General features: G+C 46.9%; 16 protein-coding genes. 7 read left to right on the forward strand and 9 right to left on the reverse strand.

Annotation, left to right across the window (positions count from 1 at the left end):
• Window positions 1-526 precede the first annotated feature (526 nt).
• The 4 genes from F6K57_RS28050 to F6K57_RS28065 form a co-directional block, all read right to left on the reverse strand.
• Window positions 527-1,828 (reverse strand): glutamyl-tRNA reductase, encoded by a 1,302-nt coding sequence (locus F6K57_RS28050; protein ID WP_293039389.1) that lies wholly within the window; start codon window positions 1,826-1,828, stop codon window positions 527-529.
• A 463-nt stretch (window positions 1,829-2,291) separates the two neighbouring features.
• Complete coding sequence (gene glpX / locus F6K57_RS28055) at window positions 2,292-3,329, reverse strand: class II fructose-bisphosphatase (RefSeq protein WP_293018135.1); 1,038 nt, start codon at window positions 3,327-3,329, stop codon at window positions 2,292-2,294.
• 68 nt (window positions 3,330-3,397) lie between these two features.
• A complete protein-coding gene (locus tag F6K57_RS28060; RefSeq protein WP_293071668.1) occupies window positions 3,398-3,550 on the reverse strand; it encodes a hypothetical protein in 153 nt (50 codons plus the stop codon).
• 128 nt (window positions 3,551-3,678) lie between these two features.
• Complete coding sequence (locus tag F6K57_RS28065; RefSeq protein ID WP_293071669.1) at window positions 3,679-3,891, reverse strand: hypothetical protein; 213 nt, start codon at window positions 3,889-3,891, stop codon at window positions 3,679-3,681.
• 185 nt (window positions 3,892-4,076) lie between these two features.
• Here F6K57_RS28065 and F6K57_RS28070 point away from each other — a divergent pair, with 185 nt between their 5' ends.
• Window positions 4,077-7,772 carry an NB-ARC domain-containing protein gene (locus F6K57_RS28070; protein ID WP_293071670.1) on the forward strand — a complete coding sequence of 1,232 codons (3,696 nt, stop codon included), beginning with the start codon at window positions 4,077-4,079 and terminating at the stop codon, window positions 7,770-7,772.
• Between the two features lie 232 nt (window positions 7,773-8,004).
• Complete coding sequence (gene grxC / locus F6K57_RS28075) at window positions 8,005-8,319, forward strand: glutaredoxin 3 (RefSeq protein WP_293067822.1); 315 nt, start codon at window positions 8,005-8,007, stop codon at window positions 8,317-8,319.
• On the opposite strand, the gene F6K57_RS28080 is transcribed toward grxC, so the two are convergent.
• Complete coding sequence (locus F6K57_RS28080; RefSeq protein ID WP_293071671.1) at window positions 8,299-8,427, reverse strand: hypothetical protein; 129 nt, start codon at window positions 8,425-8,427, stop codon at window positions 8,299-8,301. The genes grxC and F6K57_RS28080 overlap by 21 nt on opposite strands.
• Window positions 8,428-8,619: 192 nt before the next feature.
• On the opposite strand from F6K57_RS28080, the gene F6K57_RS28085 reads away from it, so the two are divergent.
• Complete coding sequence (locus tag F6K57_RS28085) at window positions 8,620-8,919, forward strand: hypothetical protein (RefSeq protein WP_293071672.1); 300 nt, start codon at window positions 8,620-8,622, stop codon at window positions 8,917-8,919.
• 231 nt (window positions 8,920-9,150) lie between these two features.
• Here F6K57_RS28085 and F6K57_RS28090 read toward each other — a convergent pair whose 3' ends face one another.
• The gene (locus F6K57_RS28090; protein ID WP_293071673.1) at window positions 9,151-9,315 is read right to left on the reverse strand and encodes a hypothetical protein; all 165 of its coding nucleotides are present in this window, start codon (window positions 9,313-9,315) and stop codon (window positions 9,151-9,153) included.
• Between the two features lie 62 nt (window positions 9,316-9,377).
• Between F6K57_RS28090 and tadA the strand changes: the two genes are divergently transcribed.
• Entirely contained in the window at window positions 9,378-9,869 is a 492-nt protein-coding gene (tadA, locus tag F6K57_RS28095; RefSeq protein ID WP_293071674.1) for a tRNA adenosine(34) deaminase TadA, read from the forward strand.
• Window positions 9,870-10,029: 160 nt separating this feature from the next.
• Here tadA and F6K57_RS28100 read toward each other — a convergent pair whose 3' ends face one another.
• On the reverse strand, window positions 10,030-10,173 hold the full coding sequence (locus F6K57_RS28100) for a hypothetical protein (RefSeq protein ID WP_293037058.1): 144 nt from the start codon (window positions 10,171-10,173) through the stop codon (window positions 10,030-10,032).
• Between the two features lie 266 nt (window positions 10,174-10,439).
• Between F6K57_RS28100 and F6K57_RS28105 the strand changes: the two genes are divergently transcribed.
• Entirely contained in the window at window positions 10,440-11,189 is a 750-nt protein-coding gene (locus F6K57_RS28105) for a lysophospholipid acyltransferase family protein (RefSeq protein ID WP_293071675.1), read from the forward strand.
• Between the two features lie 108 nt (window positions 11,190-11,297).
• Here the strand turns inward: F6K57_RS28105 and psbC are convergent, their stop codons facing one another.
• Together psbC and psbD are read right to left on the reverse strand one after the other, a co-directional pair.
• Window positions 11,298-12,680 (reverse strand): photosystem II reaction center protein CP43, encoded by a 1,383-nt coding sequence (gene psbC / locus F6K57_RS28110; protein WP_293071676.1) that lies wholly within the window; start codon window positions 12,678-12,680, stop codon window positions 11,298-11,300.
• On the reverse strand, window positions 12,664-13,722 hold the full coding sequence (gene psbD, locus F6K57_RS28115) for a photosystem II D2 protein (photosystem q(a) protein) (RefSeq protein WP_008183309.1): 1,059 nt from the start codon (window positions 13,720-13,722) through the stop codon (window positions 12,664-12,666). Before psbD ends, psbC begins: the two co-directional genes overlap by 17 nt.
• Window positions 13,723-14,209: 487 nt before the next feature.
• Here psbD and F6K57_RS28120 point away from each other — a divergent pair, with 487 nt between their 5' ends.
• Together F6K57_RS28120 and F6K57_RS28125 are read left to right on the forward strand one after the other, a co-directional pair.
• A complete protein-coding gene (locus tag F6K57_RS28120; protein ID WP_293018122.1) occupies window positions 14,210-14,776 on the forward strand; it encodes a photosystem I assembly protein Ycf4 in 567 nt (188 codons plus the stop codon).
• 34 nt (window positions 14,777-14,810) lie between these two features.
• Complete coding sequence (locus tag F6K57_RS28125; RefSeq protein WP_293071677.1) at window positions 14,811-15,560, forward strand: peptidylprolyl isomerase; 750 nt, start codon at window positions 14,811-14,813, stop codon at window positions 15,558-15,560.
• Window positions 15,561-15,593 lie beyond the last annotated feature (33 nt).

Genomic DNA, 15,593 nt, shown 5'->3' on the forward strand with positions numbered 1-15,593 from the left:
CTGTTTTTGCCCACCCTACAAGTTTCAAAAACATACCCATGCCAGTAGGGTGGGCAAAGTGCTGTGATCTATAATACTGATTTGAACCAAACTGTTTTTGCCCACCCTACAAGTTTCAAAAACATACTACAAGTTTTTGCCCACCCTACAAGTTTCAAAAACATACCCATGCCAGTAGGGTGGGCAAAGTGCTGTGATCTATAATACTGATTTGAACCAAACTGTTTTTGCCCACCCTACAAGTTTCAAAAACATACCCATGCCAGTAGGGTGGGCAAAGTGCTGTGATCTATAATACTGATTTGAACCATACTGTTTTTGCCCACCCTACAAGTTTCAAAAACATACCCATGCCAGTAGGGTGGGCAAAGTGCTGTGATCTATAATACTGATTTGAACCATACTGTTTTTGCCCACCCTACAAGTTTCAAAAACATACCCATGCCAGTAGGGTGGGCAAAGTGCTGTTATCTATAATACTGATTTGAACCATACTGTTTTTGCCCACCCTACAAGCTACAAGCTGCTAAATTGCTTGCTTGCCAGTATCCAAATTAAACAGCATTTGTAACGATTCCATCGCCAGGCGTCGGGTTTCAATATCTTGCTGTGCTCGTAATTGCACCATCGGGTCATGAAGGATTTTGTTAACAATCCCTCTGGTTAAGGCTTCGATCACTTCTTGATGTTTTTCGGCAAATTCTGACCCAAGACGGGATAGAGCTTTCTCTAGCTCTTGCTCACGGATGGTTTCGACCTTGCTGCGCAAGCTACTAATGGTAGAAACGGTTTCTAGGGAACGCCACCAGATGTCAAAGGCTTCCACTTCTTCGTATAAGAGTTCTTCTGCTTCCATGGCCATCTTACGACGGCTTTCCTGATTCTGTGCTACCACTGCTTTTAAGTCATCCACGTTGAAGGAGTGGACAGTCTCTAGCTCATCAACATCCGCTGCCACATTACGAGGCACAGAAATATCAATTAGCATTAATGATTGGCTAGTCTGCAACACTCCTTCTAAATTCGACCGAGTCAGCAGTGGTTCGGTGGCACCGGTGCTAGTAAATACGATATCTGACTGAGCAACCACTGTCATCATATCTGACAACGAATCCAGTTTTAGATCCGCTTTGGGAAACGCTTTTGCTAACTCTTCAGCCCGTTTGGTGGAACGATTCAGAATTGAGATATCTACGGCACCTTTGGCCAGCAGATGTTTCACCAGCAAGCGCGACATCTTGCCAGCACCGATAATTGCTATTTTATAGGGGGTCAAAGAGGTGCCATAAAGGGTCTCTACCTTCTGCTGAGCTAACTCTACCGCTGCTGAGCTAATGGAGACCGCCCCTGTTCCAATACTGGTTTCCGTGCGAACTCGCTTACCGGCTGTAATTGCTTGTTTAAACAATCGATTCAGTAGACGTCCGATTCCCTTGTGTTGCTGACCAAGTTTGTGGGTGGTTTTGACCTGAGCTAGAATTTGCCCTTCTCCTAACACTAGGCTATCTAGACCTCCAGCAACCCGCATTAAGTGCATGACTGCATCTTGATACAACAGAATAAATAGGTGGGGGCGCAACTTGGCTAGAGGAATGCCAGCTTTTTCTGTCAGAAACTGGCACAATTCTCGAATTCCTGCATCAGTTTCGGTGGTGACTATATAAACTTCCAACCGATTACAAGTACTCAGTATCGCTACCTCTTCTATATGAGGATAGCTACATAAGTGGGGCATCACAGTCTCTAACTGGGCTTCTGGAATGCTCAGTTTTTCTCTGACTTCAACCGGTGCTGTCTTGTGGCTCAGACCTACTACGGCAATGTTCATGGTTTTGATGGGAATGTTTTGATAGGAGTAGGGAATAGGGAATAGGGAATAGGGAACAGGGAAAAAATATTGTGTACTTTATTAGTTTGAAAACCGTTATATTAGTAATTCTTTATCGGTTTCGCGGTACAAATGTTGGCGTTGCTGAATTAAGGAATGAATGCGCAATCATCTGGTGCATGTTAAAGCCCCCTAAATCCCCCAACTTTGGGGGACTTTGAAGGTCTTATTCCCCCCAAAATTGGGGGGCTAGGGGGGCGAAACCATACCCATAATCAGCAACGCCCAAATGTTTCCTACAACGAAATTGAAGGAAGGGTTAAACTAATTTGTTCAACCTTCCTTCACGCTTCAACTGGTCTTGTGGCTACGCGCTACAGGGGTAAGGATTCAGCTGACGGCTGACGGCTGATAGCTGATAGCTGATAGCTTACCTACAAGGTTACAACCCTCTTCCTAAGAGTTAGCTCAATTGGATATACTTGGGCTGTTCAAACATATGGACGGTGTCCACAAATCGAGCGGTCTTGGACTGACTGGAAATAACTAGGCTTTGAGTCCGTGCTCCACCTTGGAAGAACCGAACCCCTTCCATCAGGGTTCCTGGGGTGATACCACAAGCAGCAAACAGTACGGTCTCACCAGAGGCTAGTTCCTGAGCATTGTAAACCTTATCGGGATCGGTAATGCCCATTTCGTTGAGCCGGGCAATGTTGCTTTCCTTGCTCTCCCCAATCAAACCAGTTTTCACGATGGCAGGATCGTAGATCAGCTGACCTTGGAAGTGTCCCCCTAAGGCACGCATTGCTGCTGCTGAGATTACCCCTTCCGGTGCAGCACCGATTCCCATCAAGGCATGGATATTGGTACCAGAAAAGGCACAGGAGATGGCGGCGGAAACGTCACCGTCACTAATCAGTCGCACCCGAGCACCAGCTCCCCGGATTTCCTGGATCAAGTCCTTGTGACGGGAACGGTCCATCACAACCACCACTAGTTCTTCAATGGAGCGCTCTAGACAATCGGAGAGGATTTGCAGATTTTCCGTTGCGGACTTGTTGATATCCACATGATTCAATGCTTGGGGTGGTGCTGCCAGCTTCTTCATGTAAAAGTCAGGAGCAGCAAATAGACCACCTTTCTCGGAAATAGCTAGCACTGCCATTGAACCGTTTTGGCCATAGGCAACTAGGTTGGTGCCTTCGCAGGGGTCAACCGCAATATCAATTTCGATCAGCTCACTTGGGTTACAGAAGTCGGCAGCATTCTCTTGGGTGCAAATCCCAACTTCTTCACCAATGTAGAGCATGGGAGCATCATCCCGCTCCCCTTCTCCAATTACAATGCGACCCCGCATATAGATCTTGTTCATCCGCTCCCGCATGGCTTCTACAGCCACTTGGTCAGCAGTGTTTTTCTCCCCTTTACCCATCCATTTGGCGGATGCGATCGCAGCTTTTTCTACGACTTCTATAATTTCTAAACCTAGTGTATTTTCCAAAGCGCCCGTTCTCCCAAAAGCTAGATGAGCTTATTTTCTTAATTATTTGTTTACAGTTCTTAAGTCTATCAGAGGGTGGTATTTCGTAGAAGGGAACGGGGAATCGGGAATCGGGAATCGGGAATCGGGAATCGGGAATCGGGAATCGGGATCGGGAATCGGGAATCGGGAATCGGGAATCGGGAACAGTGACTGAAACCCTTTTCCCTCCTTAGTTTCAAATTCCCCCCTTATTAAGGGGGGTTAGGGGGGATCACCCACACTGCCTATTTCTTGTTTGCCCCCTAAATCCCCCAATTCTGGGGGACTTTGATATCATTACTACCCAAAATTTTGGGGTTAGGGGGGATCACCCATCCTGCTTCTTAAACCAAGGACCCACCACCTGGATCAATCTAGTCAATGCTCCCACTAACACTGCGATCGCTAAAATCATTTCTGCTGGACTGTCCCCATCCTTGAGCCAGAGTGCAGGATTTTCCATTAGGGGCTGTGGTTCTTCGACTAATGCTATGGTGTCAACTCCTTGATTATCAACGACTTGCTCTTTGAGGTCATTCATGGTATTGCTTCGATTACCTAACTGAATCCATAGTGACCTGGGGGTAGTGTCTACAAGCAACAGCTAGTTGAGGGTAGCTACAACCACCGTGTATCAAGGCTAAACTAGTTGAGGGTAGCTTCTTCAATTGTGGGAAAACCTACCCTAACCCTCAAGTTTTTTTTCCTTGCCCATCCCCCAATAGCATGCCCAGACGTACTTTAGGTCCTAAAGTTAAAGCCAGAGCACTGCGTCTATTTGAAGCATTAGTCTCTTTTGCCCAAGACATAGCTAATCAGGGGAATCCCGATATTAAATTCCGTTGGATAGAGAAAACCTCAACTCCTCCAGAACTAGTAATTGAAACTCAGACCAGATATTTAATCCAACTCACCAAGAACGATAACTATCCAGGTAGTCTCAGCAAGCGTCAAGTGGTAGAAGCGTTGCAGCGGATGGAAGACTTCTTAGGAATTTTAGAAGACAACCGTGTCAAGAAAAAAGGAACAGAAGAAAGGCATTTTACCCTGACACTCTACGCTCCAGACCTAGCCACAAACCTAGAAATATTTAAGCAAGAGTGGAACAATAAACGACCAGAGAAATCCAAACAGCAAGAACAAGCAACTGCTACTACTCCCAAAAGGTGCCAATCCCTTCGCCGTAAGCCAGGGGTTCCTTTTCAAGCCCCACCCTTACCACCTTACTTTATCCAGCGCCCAGAGGTAAGCCAATCCCTGAAGCAATCCTTACTGTCAGAGCAGACAGCTAAGACCGGAACTCTGGTGGTTAGCGCCATTTATGGGTTAGGGGGTATTGGTAAATCTACCTTGGCTGCTGCTATTGCCCATGATCCAGAGGTACAGACTCATTTTGGCGATGGTATTCTCTGGGCAACCTTGGGTCAGCAGCCAGATTTGCTGTCTTTCCTCAGTAGTTGGATCCAAGCACTGGGCGACCATGACTATAAACCCACTAATACTAATGCTGCTTCTAGACATTTACAAACCTTGCTGTTTGAAAAGGCTACGCTGCTAGTGGTAGATGACGCTTGGAACCCAGACCATGTGCAACCGTTTCGGATTGGTGGTGCTAAGTGCCGGGTGTTAGTGACAACTCGTGAAGCTCAAATTGTGGGAGTGACTCGCTATGATTTAGATGTGATGAGTCCCTCACAAGCCTTAGCGTTACTGGAAGACTATGGGGGTTCTAAACTTACGGGGTCAGACCGCAAACAAGCCCAAGCCCTAGCCACAACTGTGGGCTACTTACCCCTAGCCCTGGAGTTAGCGGCAGCACAAATAGCAGATGGTATTTCCTGGCAGGAGTTACTGACTGACCTACAAACGGAAATTGCCCGGTTGGAAACCTTAGATTTACCAGGTGCCCAAGAGGTTGAGGAAAAGCGACGCAAGCACTATAGCCTAGTGGCATCCTTTAATCTCAGTTTACGACGACTACCATCGGAAAAATTTCAGCAATTTGCCTGGTTGGGTGTGTTGCCAGAAGATGTCTCGATTACTCCGGCTTTAGGGACAACCTTGTGGGATGTAAGTCCACGAGAAGCAAGAAGAACCTTACAGTATTTTAAATCTAAGGCTCTACTGCTCTCTGGTAAATCCACTAATGGCAGTCCCACCTATCAGCTCCATGACTTAGTTCATGACATGGCCCGTCGGTTACTAACTGCTGAAGCAGCTACAGGGGGAGAGGGAAGCTTACCGGGTTTGGGATTAACCTGGCCCCAAGCCCATGGTCAACTCCTAGAGCGCTATCGCCAAAAAACCCAAAACGGGTTATGGCACACCCTACCGGATGATGGCTATAGTCACAGTTATCTGACCTGGCATTTAGAAAAAGCCGGTTGGGTAGAGGAAGTACACCAGCTGCTGCAGGAGGAAACAGAAGCTGGACGCAATGGTTGGTATGAAACCTGTGAACGTCTGGATAAACTGGGGGGCTTTGTTAAGGATGTGGCCAAGGCTTGGCAGTTAGCAGAAGAGGCTTTTTCCTCTTCACCAACTCGTTCTATTAGTTTGCAGTGCCGTTATGCCTTGATGGTGTCTTCTGTGAGTAGTTTGCTAGGGCATATACCAGGAGAGTTGATGGCAGCCCTGGTAGAGAAAAAGATCTGGACTCCAGTTCAAGCTTTGGCTTACCTTCAACACATACAAAATCCTCATAATCGAGCAGAAGCACTAAAAGAGCTAGCCCCAAAGTTACCGGAAACATTACTCTCAGAAGCCCTCAAAATCGCACGGGCAATTACCGATAAGTCAAGTAAAGCCAGAGCTCTAAGTGGACTAGCACCATATTTGCCGGAAATTTTACCAGAAGCCCTAGAAGTAGCACGAGCCATTACCAATGATAGAGACCGAGCCTATGCCCTGATTCGACTAGCACCACAATTGCCGGAAATCTTATCAGAAGCCCTAGAAGCCGCACGAGCCATTACCAATGATAGAGACCGAGCCGATGCCCTGATTCGACTAGCACCACAGTTGCCCGAAATTTTACCAGAAGCCCTAGAAGCCGCACGAGCCATTACCAATGATAGAGACCGAGCCTATGCCCTGAGTGAACTAGCACCACAGTTGCCGGAAATCTTACCAGAAGCCCTAGACGCGGCACGGACCATTACCAATGATAGAGACCGAGGCTATGCCCTAAGTGAACTAGCACCACAATTGCCGGAAATTTTACCAGAAGCTCTGGAAGCGGCACGGGCACTTACCAATCAGTCAGACCGAGCCAGAGCCTTGAGTAGATTAGCACGGCATTTGCCAGAAATTTTACCAGAAGTGATAAAGGCAGCACAAGCTACCGATGAGTCGAGCCGAGCCGAGGCCTTGAGTGAACTAGCACCACATTTTCCGGAAATCTTACCAGAAGCTCTAAAAGCGACACGAGCCATTACCAGTCAGTTCAGCCGAGGCCATGGCCTGAGTAAACTAGCACCACAGTTGCCGGAAATGTTGCTCCCACAAGCCCTAGAAGCGGCACAGGCCATTACCGATAACAAAGAGCGAGCTATATTACTGAGTAAACTAGCACCACAGTTGGGGGAAACACTACTCTCACAAGCCCTAGAAGTGGCACGGGCTATTACCGATAACACAGATCGAGCCAATGCCTTGAATGAAATAGGAGCACAGTTGTCGGAAATTTTACCAGAAGCCCTAGACGCAGCACGAGCCATTATCAATGATAGAGACCGAGCCTATGCCCTGAGTGAACTAGCGCCAAAATTACCGGAAATTTTACCAGAAGCCCTAGAAGAGGCACGAGCCATTACCGATGAGTCGAGCCGAGCCCATGCCCTGATTAGGCTAGCACCACAGTTGCCTCAAATCTTATCAGAAGCCCTAGATGCCGCGCGGGCTATTACTGATGAGTTTTCTCTAGCCACAGCCCTGATTAGGCTAGCACAACATTTCCCGGAAATTATACCAGAAGCCCTAGATGCAGCACGAGCCATTACCGATGAGTTTTGGCGAGCCGATGCCCTGAGTGAACTAGCACGACATTTCCCGGAAATCCTACCAGAAACCCTAGATGCAGCACGAGCACTTACCGATGAGTTTTGGCGAGCCAATGCCGTGAGTATATTAGCACGACATTTCTCGGAAATCCTACCAGAAGCCCTAGAAACGGCACGGGCAATTCAGTCTGAGTATCACCGAGCCATAGCCTTCAGTATACTCATCGAAAATCCTAACTTTTCCCTCCAAGAGGACGTTTCCCTTTGGCAAGAGTTTCTTCACACCTTGGCTTGTCGCGATCGCGAGTTCTTCTTAAGAGAGTTGGTTGATCTAAGTTCAACTATTATCTCTTTGGGAGGCAAGGAAGCTCTGGCTGCAATTGTTGAATCGATACAAGATGTCAGTCGGTGGTGGCCATAGAGTGGAATGAAAAAGCGTTACAAACAAGTATTTTAGCAATTATTATTATAGGGTTTTTGTAAACAGGATTACAACCATGGCTAGATAGTATTTTAAAACAAATAATCAAACTAAATACTGATTTATAATAACACAAAAAGTTATCTTATTTCTTTCCTTTTTCTTAATTTAAACTATCCTGTAAGTATGGTATATCTTGAACTAGGATTAAACAACATAGGATTACCCAACAATGCTGGATTTTCTCAATCCCATCCTAGGACGCAACCCAGAACATATGAAAGCCAACGTGGAAATTTACACCTGGCAAGCCTGCCCCTTCTGTATCCGAGCGAAGCTATTGCTATGGTGGAAAGGGGTTGACTACACCGAGTATAAAATCGATGGGGACGACAATGCCAGAAACCAGATGGCGGAACGAGCCAACGGAGGCCGAACGGTACCCCAAATTTTTATCAATAACCAACACATTGGCGGTTGCGATGAGTTGTATGATTTAGACGGTAAGGGACAATTGGAGTCTTTGCTAACTCAGGCAGCAAGCTAATGGGAATCGGGAATCGGGAATCGGGAATCGGGAATCGGGAAGAGAGGGCGTTGCTGATTCTGGGTATGATTTTGCCCCCCTAGGGAGTGTTTTCAAAGTTTTCCGCAAGATTATGATCCCCCCCAGCCCCCCTTAAAAAAGGGGGGAGCCATACTCAAAGTCCCCCTTTTTTAAGGGGGATTTAGGGGGATCTCCGATGTTTCCTGTTCCCTACCTTTAAAGTGAAATATTCAACTTAGTGCAAGATCGGAATAGAAGAGTTAAGGTTGAACGGTTAAGCTTTCAGGGTGGATAAAAATAGTGAAACGTTTAGTTATTAGTACTTTAGTATTCCTGATCATGCTGGGAGTGGTAGCATTTCCTGCTGCTGCTACGGTCAAGCGCTATCAAATTAGTCAATCTCCTAATGTTGATCTGTCTTTAGATGGTCCGGCCTTTGACTTGGGTGGTGGTGGTCCTGATGTGGATGAAGCGATCCAGTGGATGATTAACGAAGTTAGGGATTGCAGTAAATGCGATCGCACTGTTGATGTGGTTATAATCCGGTCTTTTGGTGGCGATGGCTACAATGAACCGATCTATAACATGAACGGGGAATAATTAGTTTTGGGGAATCGGGAATCGGGAATCGGGAATCGGGAGTAGGGAACAGGGAACAGGGAACAGGGAATAGGCAACAGGGAATAGTAGGAAAGATATTCGAGTAGTTTTTGGTGTTATGATTAAGTAGTATTAGTTTTCGTGATATATCTAGTTTACTAATCAAAAAATACACCATAAAATGGTTACAATAAATCCAATATTTATGGATTTCAATTAATAATTGAAATTTTAAAATAGTAATAAACAATTAACCCTTAATCCTGATCTCCCCATCTCCCCATCTCCCCATCTCCCCATCTCCCCATCTCCCCATCTCCCCATCTCCCCATCTCCCCATCTCCCCATCTCCCCATCTCCCCATCTCCCTATCTCCCCATCTCCCCATCTCCCCATCTCCCCATCTCCCTCTCTTTCCCTGCTCCCTGCTCCCTACTCCCTACTCCCTACTCCCTAGAATGGAAGTACCTAACCCGATTGATCCCACCTATCTCATCCATCGCAAATGGATGAGTGTTGCCATAGAGATTGCCCAGAAAGCTGGTGAAGCGGGTGAGGTACCAGTGGGTGCCGTGATTGTAGACAGTGAAGGTAACTTAATTGCTACAGGAGAGAATCGTCGAGAGCGGGACAAAGACCCCACTGCTCATGCCGAAATCCTGGCACTCCGTGCTGCTGGTCAACAGCTGCAAAGCTGGCATCTTAATACCTGCACTCTCTACGTTACCTTGGAACCTTGTCCCATGTGTGCCGGAGCGATTATCTTAGCACGACTCGGTCTTCTGGTTTATGGTGTGGACGATCCTAAAACTGGCAGCATTCGCACCGTTGCTAATCTTCCTGATAGTGCTTGTTCTAATCACCGGTTGCCAGTAATAGCGGGAATTATGGAATCCGTTTGTCGGGAACAGTTACAATCTTGGTTTACCGAGCGACGCAAAAGACAATAGCAATTCGACCTTGGGTGAGTTGCTGACACCCTTGGGGTTTTAGGGAGTAGGGAGTAGGGAGTAGGGAACAGGGAAGAAAGAACAGGGAAGTCGAACCTGGGCAAAAATTCTTTGTATAGCAGTCGCCAGGGCAGGCGCGGACATGACAAAAGTCTCAAACCTAAGTAAGCGCAAGAGTTTGACTTCTGACTTCTGACTTCTGACTTCTGACTTCTGCTATACCTCCGCAGTCTTCATGGAGTTGCTGATCTGACTCCCGATCTCCCGATCTACCGATCTCCCAATCTACCAACACTTCCAACACTTCCCTCTCTTTCCCTACTCCCTACTCCCTGCTCCCTGCTCCCTTACCCCTAAAACTGATTAACTTTAGCAAGTTAACTTCAGCCACACCATTAATAGCCTTCCTATAGATAGCCAACAGACAAGGGCATGACACCACAAGAAGTGTCCTGTGAGTGTCAAATATTGAGTTCGAAACCACATACAGTAGAAGTGAAGGTTAAGGATTTAGTAAAAACCCTTGATCATTCATAGTTTAGCTCTACTTGCAGTAAGTAGGATTGACCAATGACAACAACGCTAAAAAGCACTTCTGATTATGGTAACGATCACGGTAACCCCATAAAAGCCATGTCTGTAGATTCTGGTATTTGCCACGGGTTAATTAACATTATCTATCCCTTAGCACGGCGTGTTGTCATTCCGTTTCATTTTGGTCAACTTACCGTAACAGGGCAAGAGAACGTTCCTAAGACAGGTCCTATTATTTTAGCTCCCACCCATCGCTCTCGTTGGGATGCGTTAATGGTTCCTTACGCCGTTGGTAAACCCGTAACCGGACGTGACTTGCGGTATATGGTCTCAGCCAATGAAATCTATGGCCTACAGGGTTGGTTTATCCGTCGCCTAGGAGGGTTCCCCGTAAATACTGGACGTGGAGGAATTAGCAGTATCCGCCACACTGTGGAACTCCTGAGTAATGGCGAAGCACTGGTAATGTTTCCTGAAGGCAATATCTTCCGTAATGGTGAAGTAAACCCCTTAAAACCTGGTATGGCTCGTATTGCCTTGCAGGTAGAATCATCTCACCCTGGTATTGGTCTCAATATTGTACCGATTTCTCTTAATTATAGCCAGCCTATCCCTACATGGGGTTGTGATGTCACAGTTACTGTTGGATCCCCGATTAGTGTAGCAGATTATAGTACCAAGTCAGTTAAAAAAGGAGCTGCACAGCTTACCCATGACCTGCATACAGCGATGACCAACTTAGACAAGAGTTATCCACAAAACTGTTCCAAAAAAAAGCTCCTGTAGAGTACAGGAGCTGTAAAAATCACTTAGCTATTAGTTAGCCATTACTTAGCCATTAATTAGTCTTTCTTAGTCTGATTTACCATTGAGTTATTCACTCAATAAAATCACCTAGTCAAGGTCAGGCATACTAAGTACTGCTTCAGTTTCACGCTCAATACCTTTCTCGAATCCAGCAGCGGCAGCCCGTGCACGACCAGCGTGCCAGAGGTGACCAACTAGGAAGAAGAAAGCCATCACAAAGTGGAAACTAGCCAACCAAGCACGAGGGTTGACATAGTTGAAGGAATTTGCCTCAGTAATAATACCACCTACAGAGTTGATGGAACCGTTAGGAGCATGGGTCATGTACTCAGCAGCACGACGTAGCTGCCAAGGCTGAATGTCATTTCTGAGCTTGTTAACATCCAGACCATTGGGACCCCGTAGAGGCTCCAACCACGGACCTTGGAAATCCCAGAAGCGCATGGTTTCACCACCGAAGATGATTTCACCAGTAGGAGAGCGCATCAGGTATTTACCCAGACCAGTAGGCCCTTGGGAAGACGCAATGTTAGCACCTAGGCGTTGGTCACGGGCTAAGAATACGAAAGACTGAGCTTGAGACGCTTCAGCATTGGTAGGACCATAGAACTCGCTAGGATAAGCGGTGTTGTTGAACCACACGTAGCAAGAGCAAATGAAGCCCATCATGGACAAGGCACCTAAGCTGTAGGAGAGGTAAGCTTCTCCAGACCAGACAAAGGCACGACGAGCCCAGCCGAAGGGTTTAGTCAGAATGTGGAATACACCACCAAAGATGCAGATCAGACCAATCCAGATATGACCGCCGATGATGTCTTCCATGTTGTTGACACCAATAATCCAACCTTCACCACCGAAGGGAGCATCGACTAAGTAGCCGAAGATCACACCAGGGTTCAGGGTTGGGTTAGTGATCAAACGAACAGCACCACCACCCGGTGCCCAAGAGTCATAAACACCGCCGACGAACATAGCCTTGATCACCAGCAAGAAGGCACCCAATCCTAAGATGATCAGGTGGAACCCGATGATACTAGTCATCTTGTTCTTATCCTTCCAGTCGTAACCAAAGAAGTTAGAATAACTTTCTAAGGCTTCAGGACCACGAACGGCGTGATAAATACCGCCAAAGCCCAATACGGCAGAAGAAATCAGGTGTAGGACACCAATAACAAAGTAGGGGAAAGTGTCAACAATTTCGCCACCAGGACCAACACCCCAACCTAAAGTAGCCATGTGAGGGATTAGAATCAATCCCTGCTCGAACACAGGCTTTTCGGGAATGTAGTGAGCAACCTCAAATAGGGTCATTGCGCCAGCCCAGAAAACGATCAGGCCAGCATGGGAAACATGAGCTCCCAGCAACTTACCGGAGAGGTTGATCAGACGGGCATTACCAGACCACCAGGCGAAACCGGAAGATTCTTGGTCGCGATTGCCCGCAACCATAGTATTAGAGAGCGTTACCACGCGGTAGTACCTCCTCAGGGAACTCAAAGTTTTGGTGAGGTTGGTCTGCTGGAGCCATCCAAGCCCGCAGACCCTCATTTAGCAAAATGTTCTTGGTATAGAACGTTTCAAATTCTGGATCTTCTGCTGCCCGGATTTCCTGGGACACGAAGTCATAGGCTCGCAGGTTCAATGCTAAACCTACAATTCCTACTGCACTCATCCACAAGCCTGTTACTGGCACAAACAACATGAAGAAGTGTAACCAGCGCTTGTTGGAGAAAGCAATTCCGAAGATTTGAGACCAGAAGCGGTTAGCGGTGACCATTGAGTAGGTCTCTTCCGCTTGGGTGGGGTTGAACGCCCGGAAGGTATTGGCTTTGTCACCATCCTGGAACAGAGTATTTTCTACCGTTGCCCCATGAATGGCACACAGCAGAGCACCACCGAGTACCCCGGCTACCCCCATCATGTGGAAGGGATTCAGTGTCCAGTTGTGGAAGCCTTGCAGGAACAGGATGAAACGGAAGATACCTGCTACTCCGAAGCTAGGAGCAAAGAACCAGCTCGACTGTCCCAATGGGTACATCAGGAACACGCTGACAAATACTGCAATCGGCGCACTGAATGCGATCGCGTTGTAGGGTCTGATGCCTACTAGACGCGCAATTTCAAATTGCCGCAGCATGAACCCAATCAGACCAAATGCTCCGTGGAATGCCACGAAGCTCCACAACCCTCCTAGTTGGAACCAGCGAGTCAAATCTCCTTGAGCTTCTGGTCCCCACAACAGCAGCAGGGAGTGTCCCAGACTGTTAGGAGGAGAGGATACTGCTACGGTCAGGAAGTTACAACCTTCTAGGTAAGAAGAGGCTAAGCCGTGGGTGTACCAAGAGGTTACAAAGGTGGTGCCAGTCAGCCAGCCCCCTAAAGCCATGTAGGCACAGGGGAACAACAGAATGCCGGACCAGCCGACGAATACAAAGCGATCGCGCTTGAGCCAGTCATCGAGGATATCAAACCATCCTCTGGTGCTGGGGGCGCGTCCTACTGCTACTGTCATAGATTCAAATCCTCATACATATAACGATTTGCAAGGATTCAAAATTGGGACGTTTTTACGTCTTTTTAGCGACACTCCCACCCTTCTAGAGGTGGATTTCCCTTAGAGTTCAGTGAGGCAAGAGTCACTGAACTCTTACAGGATTGTCTTTTAACGGGATGCCACAGGCTATCAGGTTAGGCTGTGGTGACTTAATGTTTCTTAAACTATCACACAGTTTAACGCTTGACTTGATTCTCCCATAAGGAGACTGGGGTTACAAACGTTACATACAATAATAATAAATACCAAAAATTTTACAAAATTACACATACTCCTCAGATTTTTTTTAGATTTGGTGTCAAAAGTTACATAATTTCCCTGTCTTGGTCAAAAATGTGATACAAGTTCTAGATGAGCTCCCTGGAGTATCCATAAATCAACTGATATACTCTCGGACTCAGCACTATTGTCAAGTCAGATTTCTTAGAGGCAACCACATCTTCTCATGGCAGCATCGACCAACCAACTGGAAAACCTGGTACTTCGACAATCGGTTCTTGGCTCTCGCCGTTTGAGCAACTATTTAGTGGCAGGAGCTGTATCTATAGGAGGTATAGGATTTTTCCTGGCAGGGCTTTCGAGTTATCTCAACATGGATCTACTCCCGATTGGAGATGCAACCAACCTAATTTTTATCCCTCAGGGGGTAGCAATGGGGTTCTATGGTGTTGCTGCACTGTTGCTATCTCTCTACCTATGGCTAACCATTTATTGGGATATCGGCGGAGGCTACAATGAATTTAACCAAGAAACAGGTATGGTGAGAGTAGTGCGGTCTGGCTTTCCCGGTAAAAACCGTGAAGTCGAATTCAGTTGCCGTACAGAAGATGTCCAGTCGATTCGAGTAGACATCAAAGAAGGTCTAAATCCACGCCGAGTCCTCTACGTGCGCACTAAGGATCGCCGGGAAGTTCCTCTAACTCGTGTCGGTCAACCCATCTCCCTTTTGGAATTAGAGAATCAGGGAGCAGAGCTGGCTCGTTTCTTAGGAGTTCCCCTGGAAGGTTTGTAAATTGCCAATAAAAAAAGATATAGTTATAGTAAGCATGATTAAGAATATCCGGCGCTGGCTATCTGTGATGTTAGTAGTGTTAGCTCTGGTAATAGCAGGATGCAGTGGCTCAACGTCGAACTCAACGGAATCATCAACTCCCGAAAACAACCCTACTCCTTCTGAGACCAGCAGCAATCCCCAATTCAGCAATTTACCGCGACTAGACAAAGAAGCTACTGTTGAGCTGAGGGTAAAAGGCTCCCCGATTACTATTGAAGTTGATGGCACCAATGCCCCGATTACAGCTGGCAACTTTGTGGATCTGGTTCAAAAGGGTGTTTATGACGGACTAGTGTTTCACCGAGTGGTAAGGGAACCTCAACCATTTGTTGTCCAAGGTGGTGATCCCCAAGGGAAAAACCCAAAATTCCCAGTAGAGCGTCTGGGCACAGGGGGGTTCATCGATCCACAAACGAAGGAAACTCGCTACATTCCATTAGAAATTAAGCCGAAGGGGGCAGAGCAACCCATATACAGCAAAACCTTTAAGGCAGCCGGAATTCCTGGTGATCCTGAGTTGACTCATACTCCTGGTGCTGTGGCCATGGCTCGTTCCCAAATGCCAGACTCAGCCTCTTCACAGTTTTACTTTGCCCTAGCAGAGCTGCCTTTCTTGGATGGGGACTATGCTGTATTTGGCAAAGTCACTAAAGGTATGGATGTGGTAAACAAAATTCAGCAAGGCGATCGCATTGAATCAGTCAAGGTCACTAAAGGCATCGAAAACCTGAAGAAACCTTAAGATAACGATTAACGATCTTTAAACGAATTCGTG

Origin of the sequence: Moorena sp. SIO4A5 (genome assembly GCF_010672005.1) — a bacterium.
In the GTDB taxonomy this organism is placed as follows: Bacteria; Cyanobacteriota; Cyanobacteriia; order Cyanobacteriales; family Coleofasciculaceae; genus Moorena.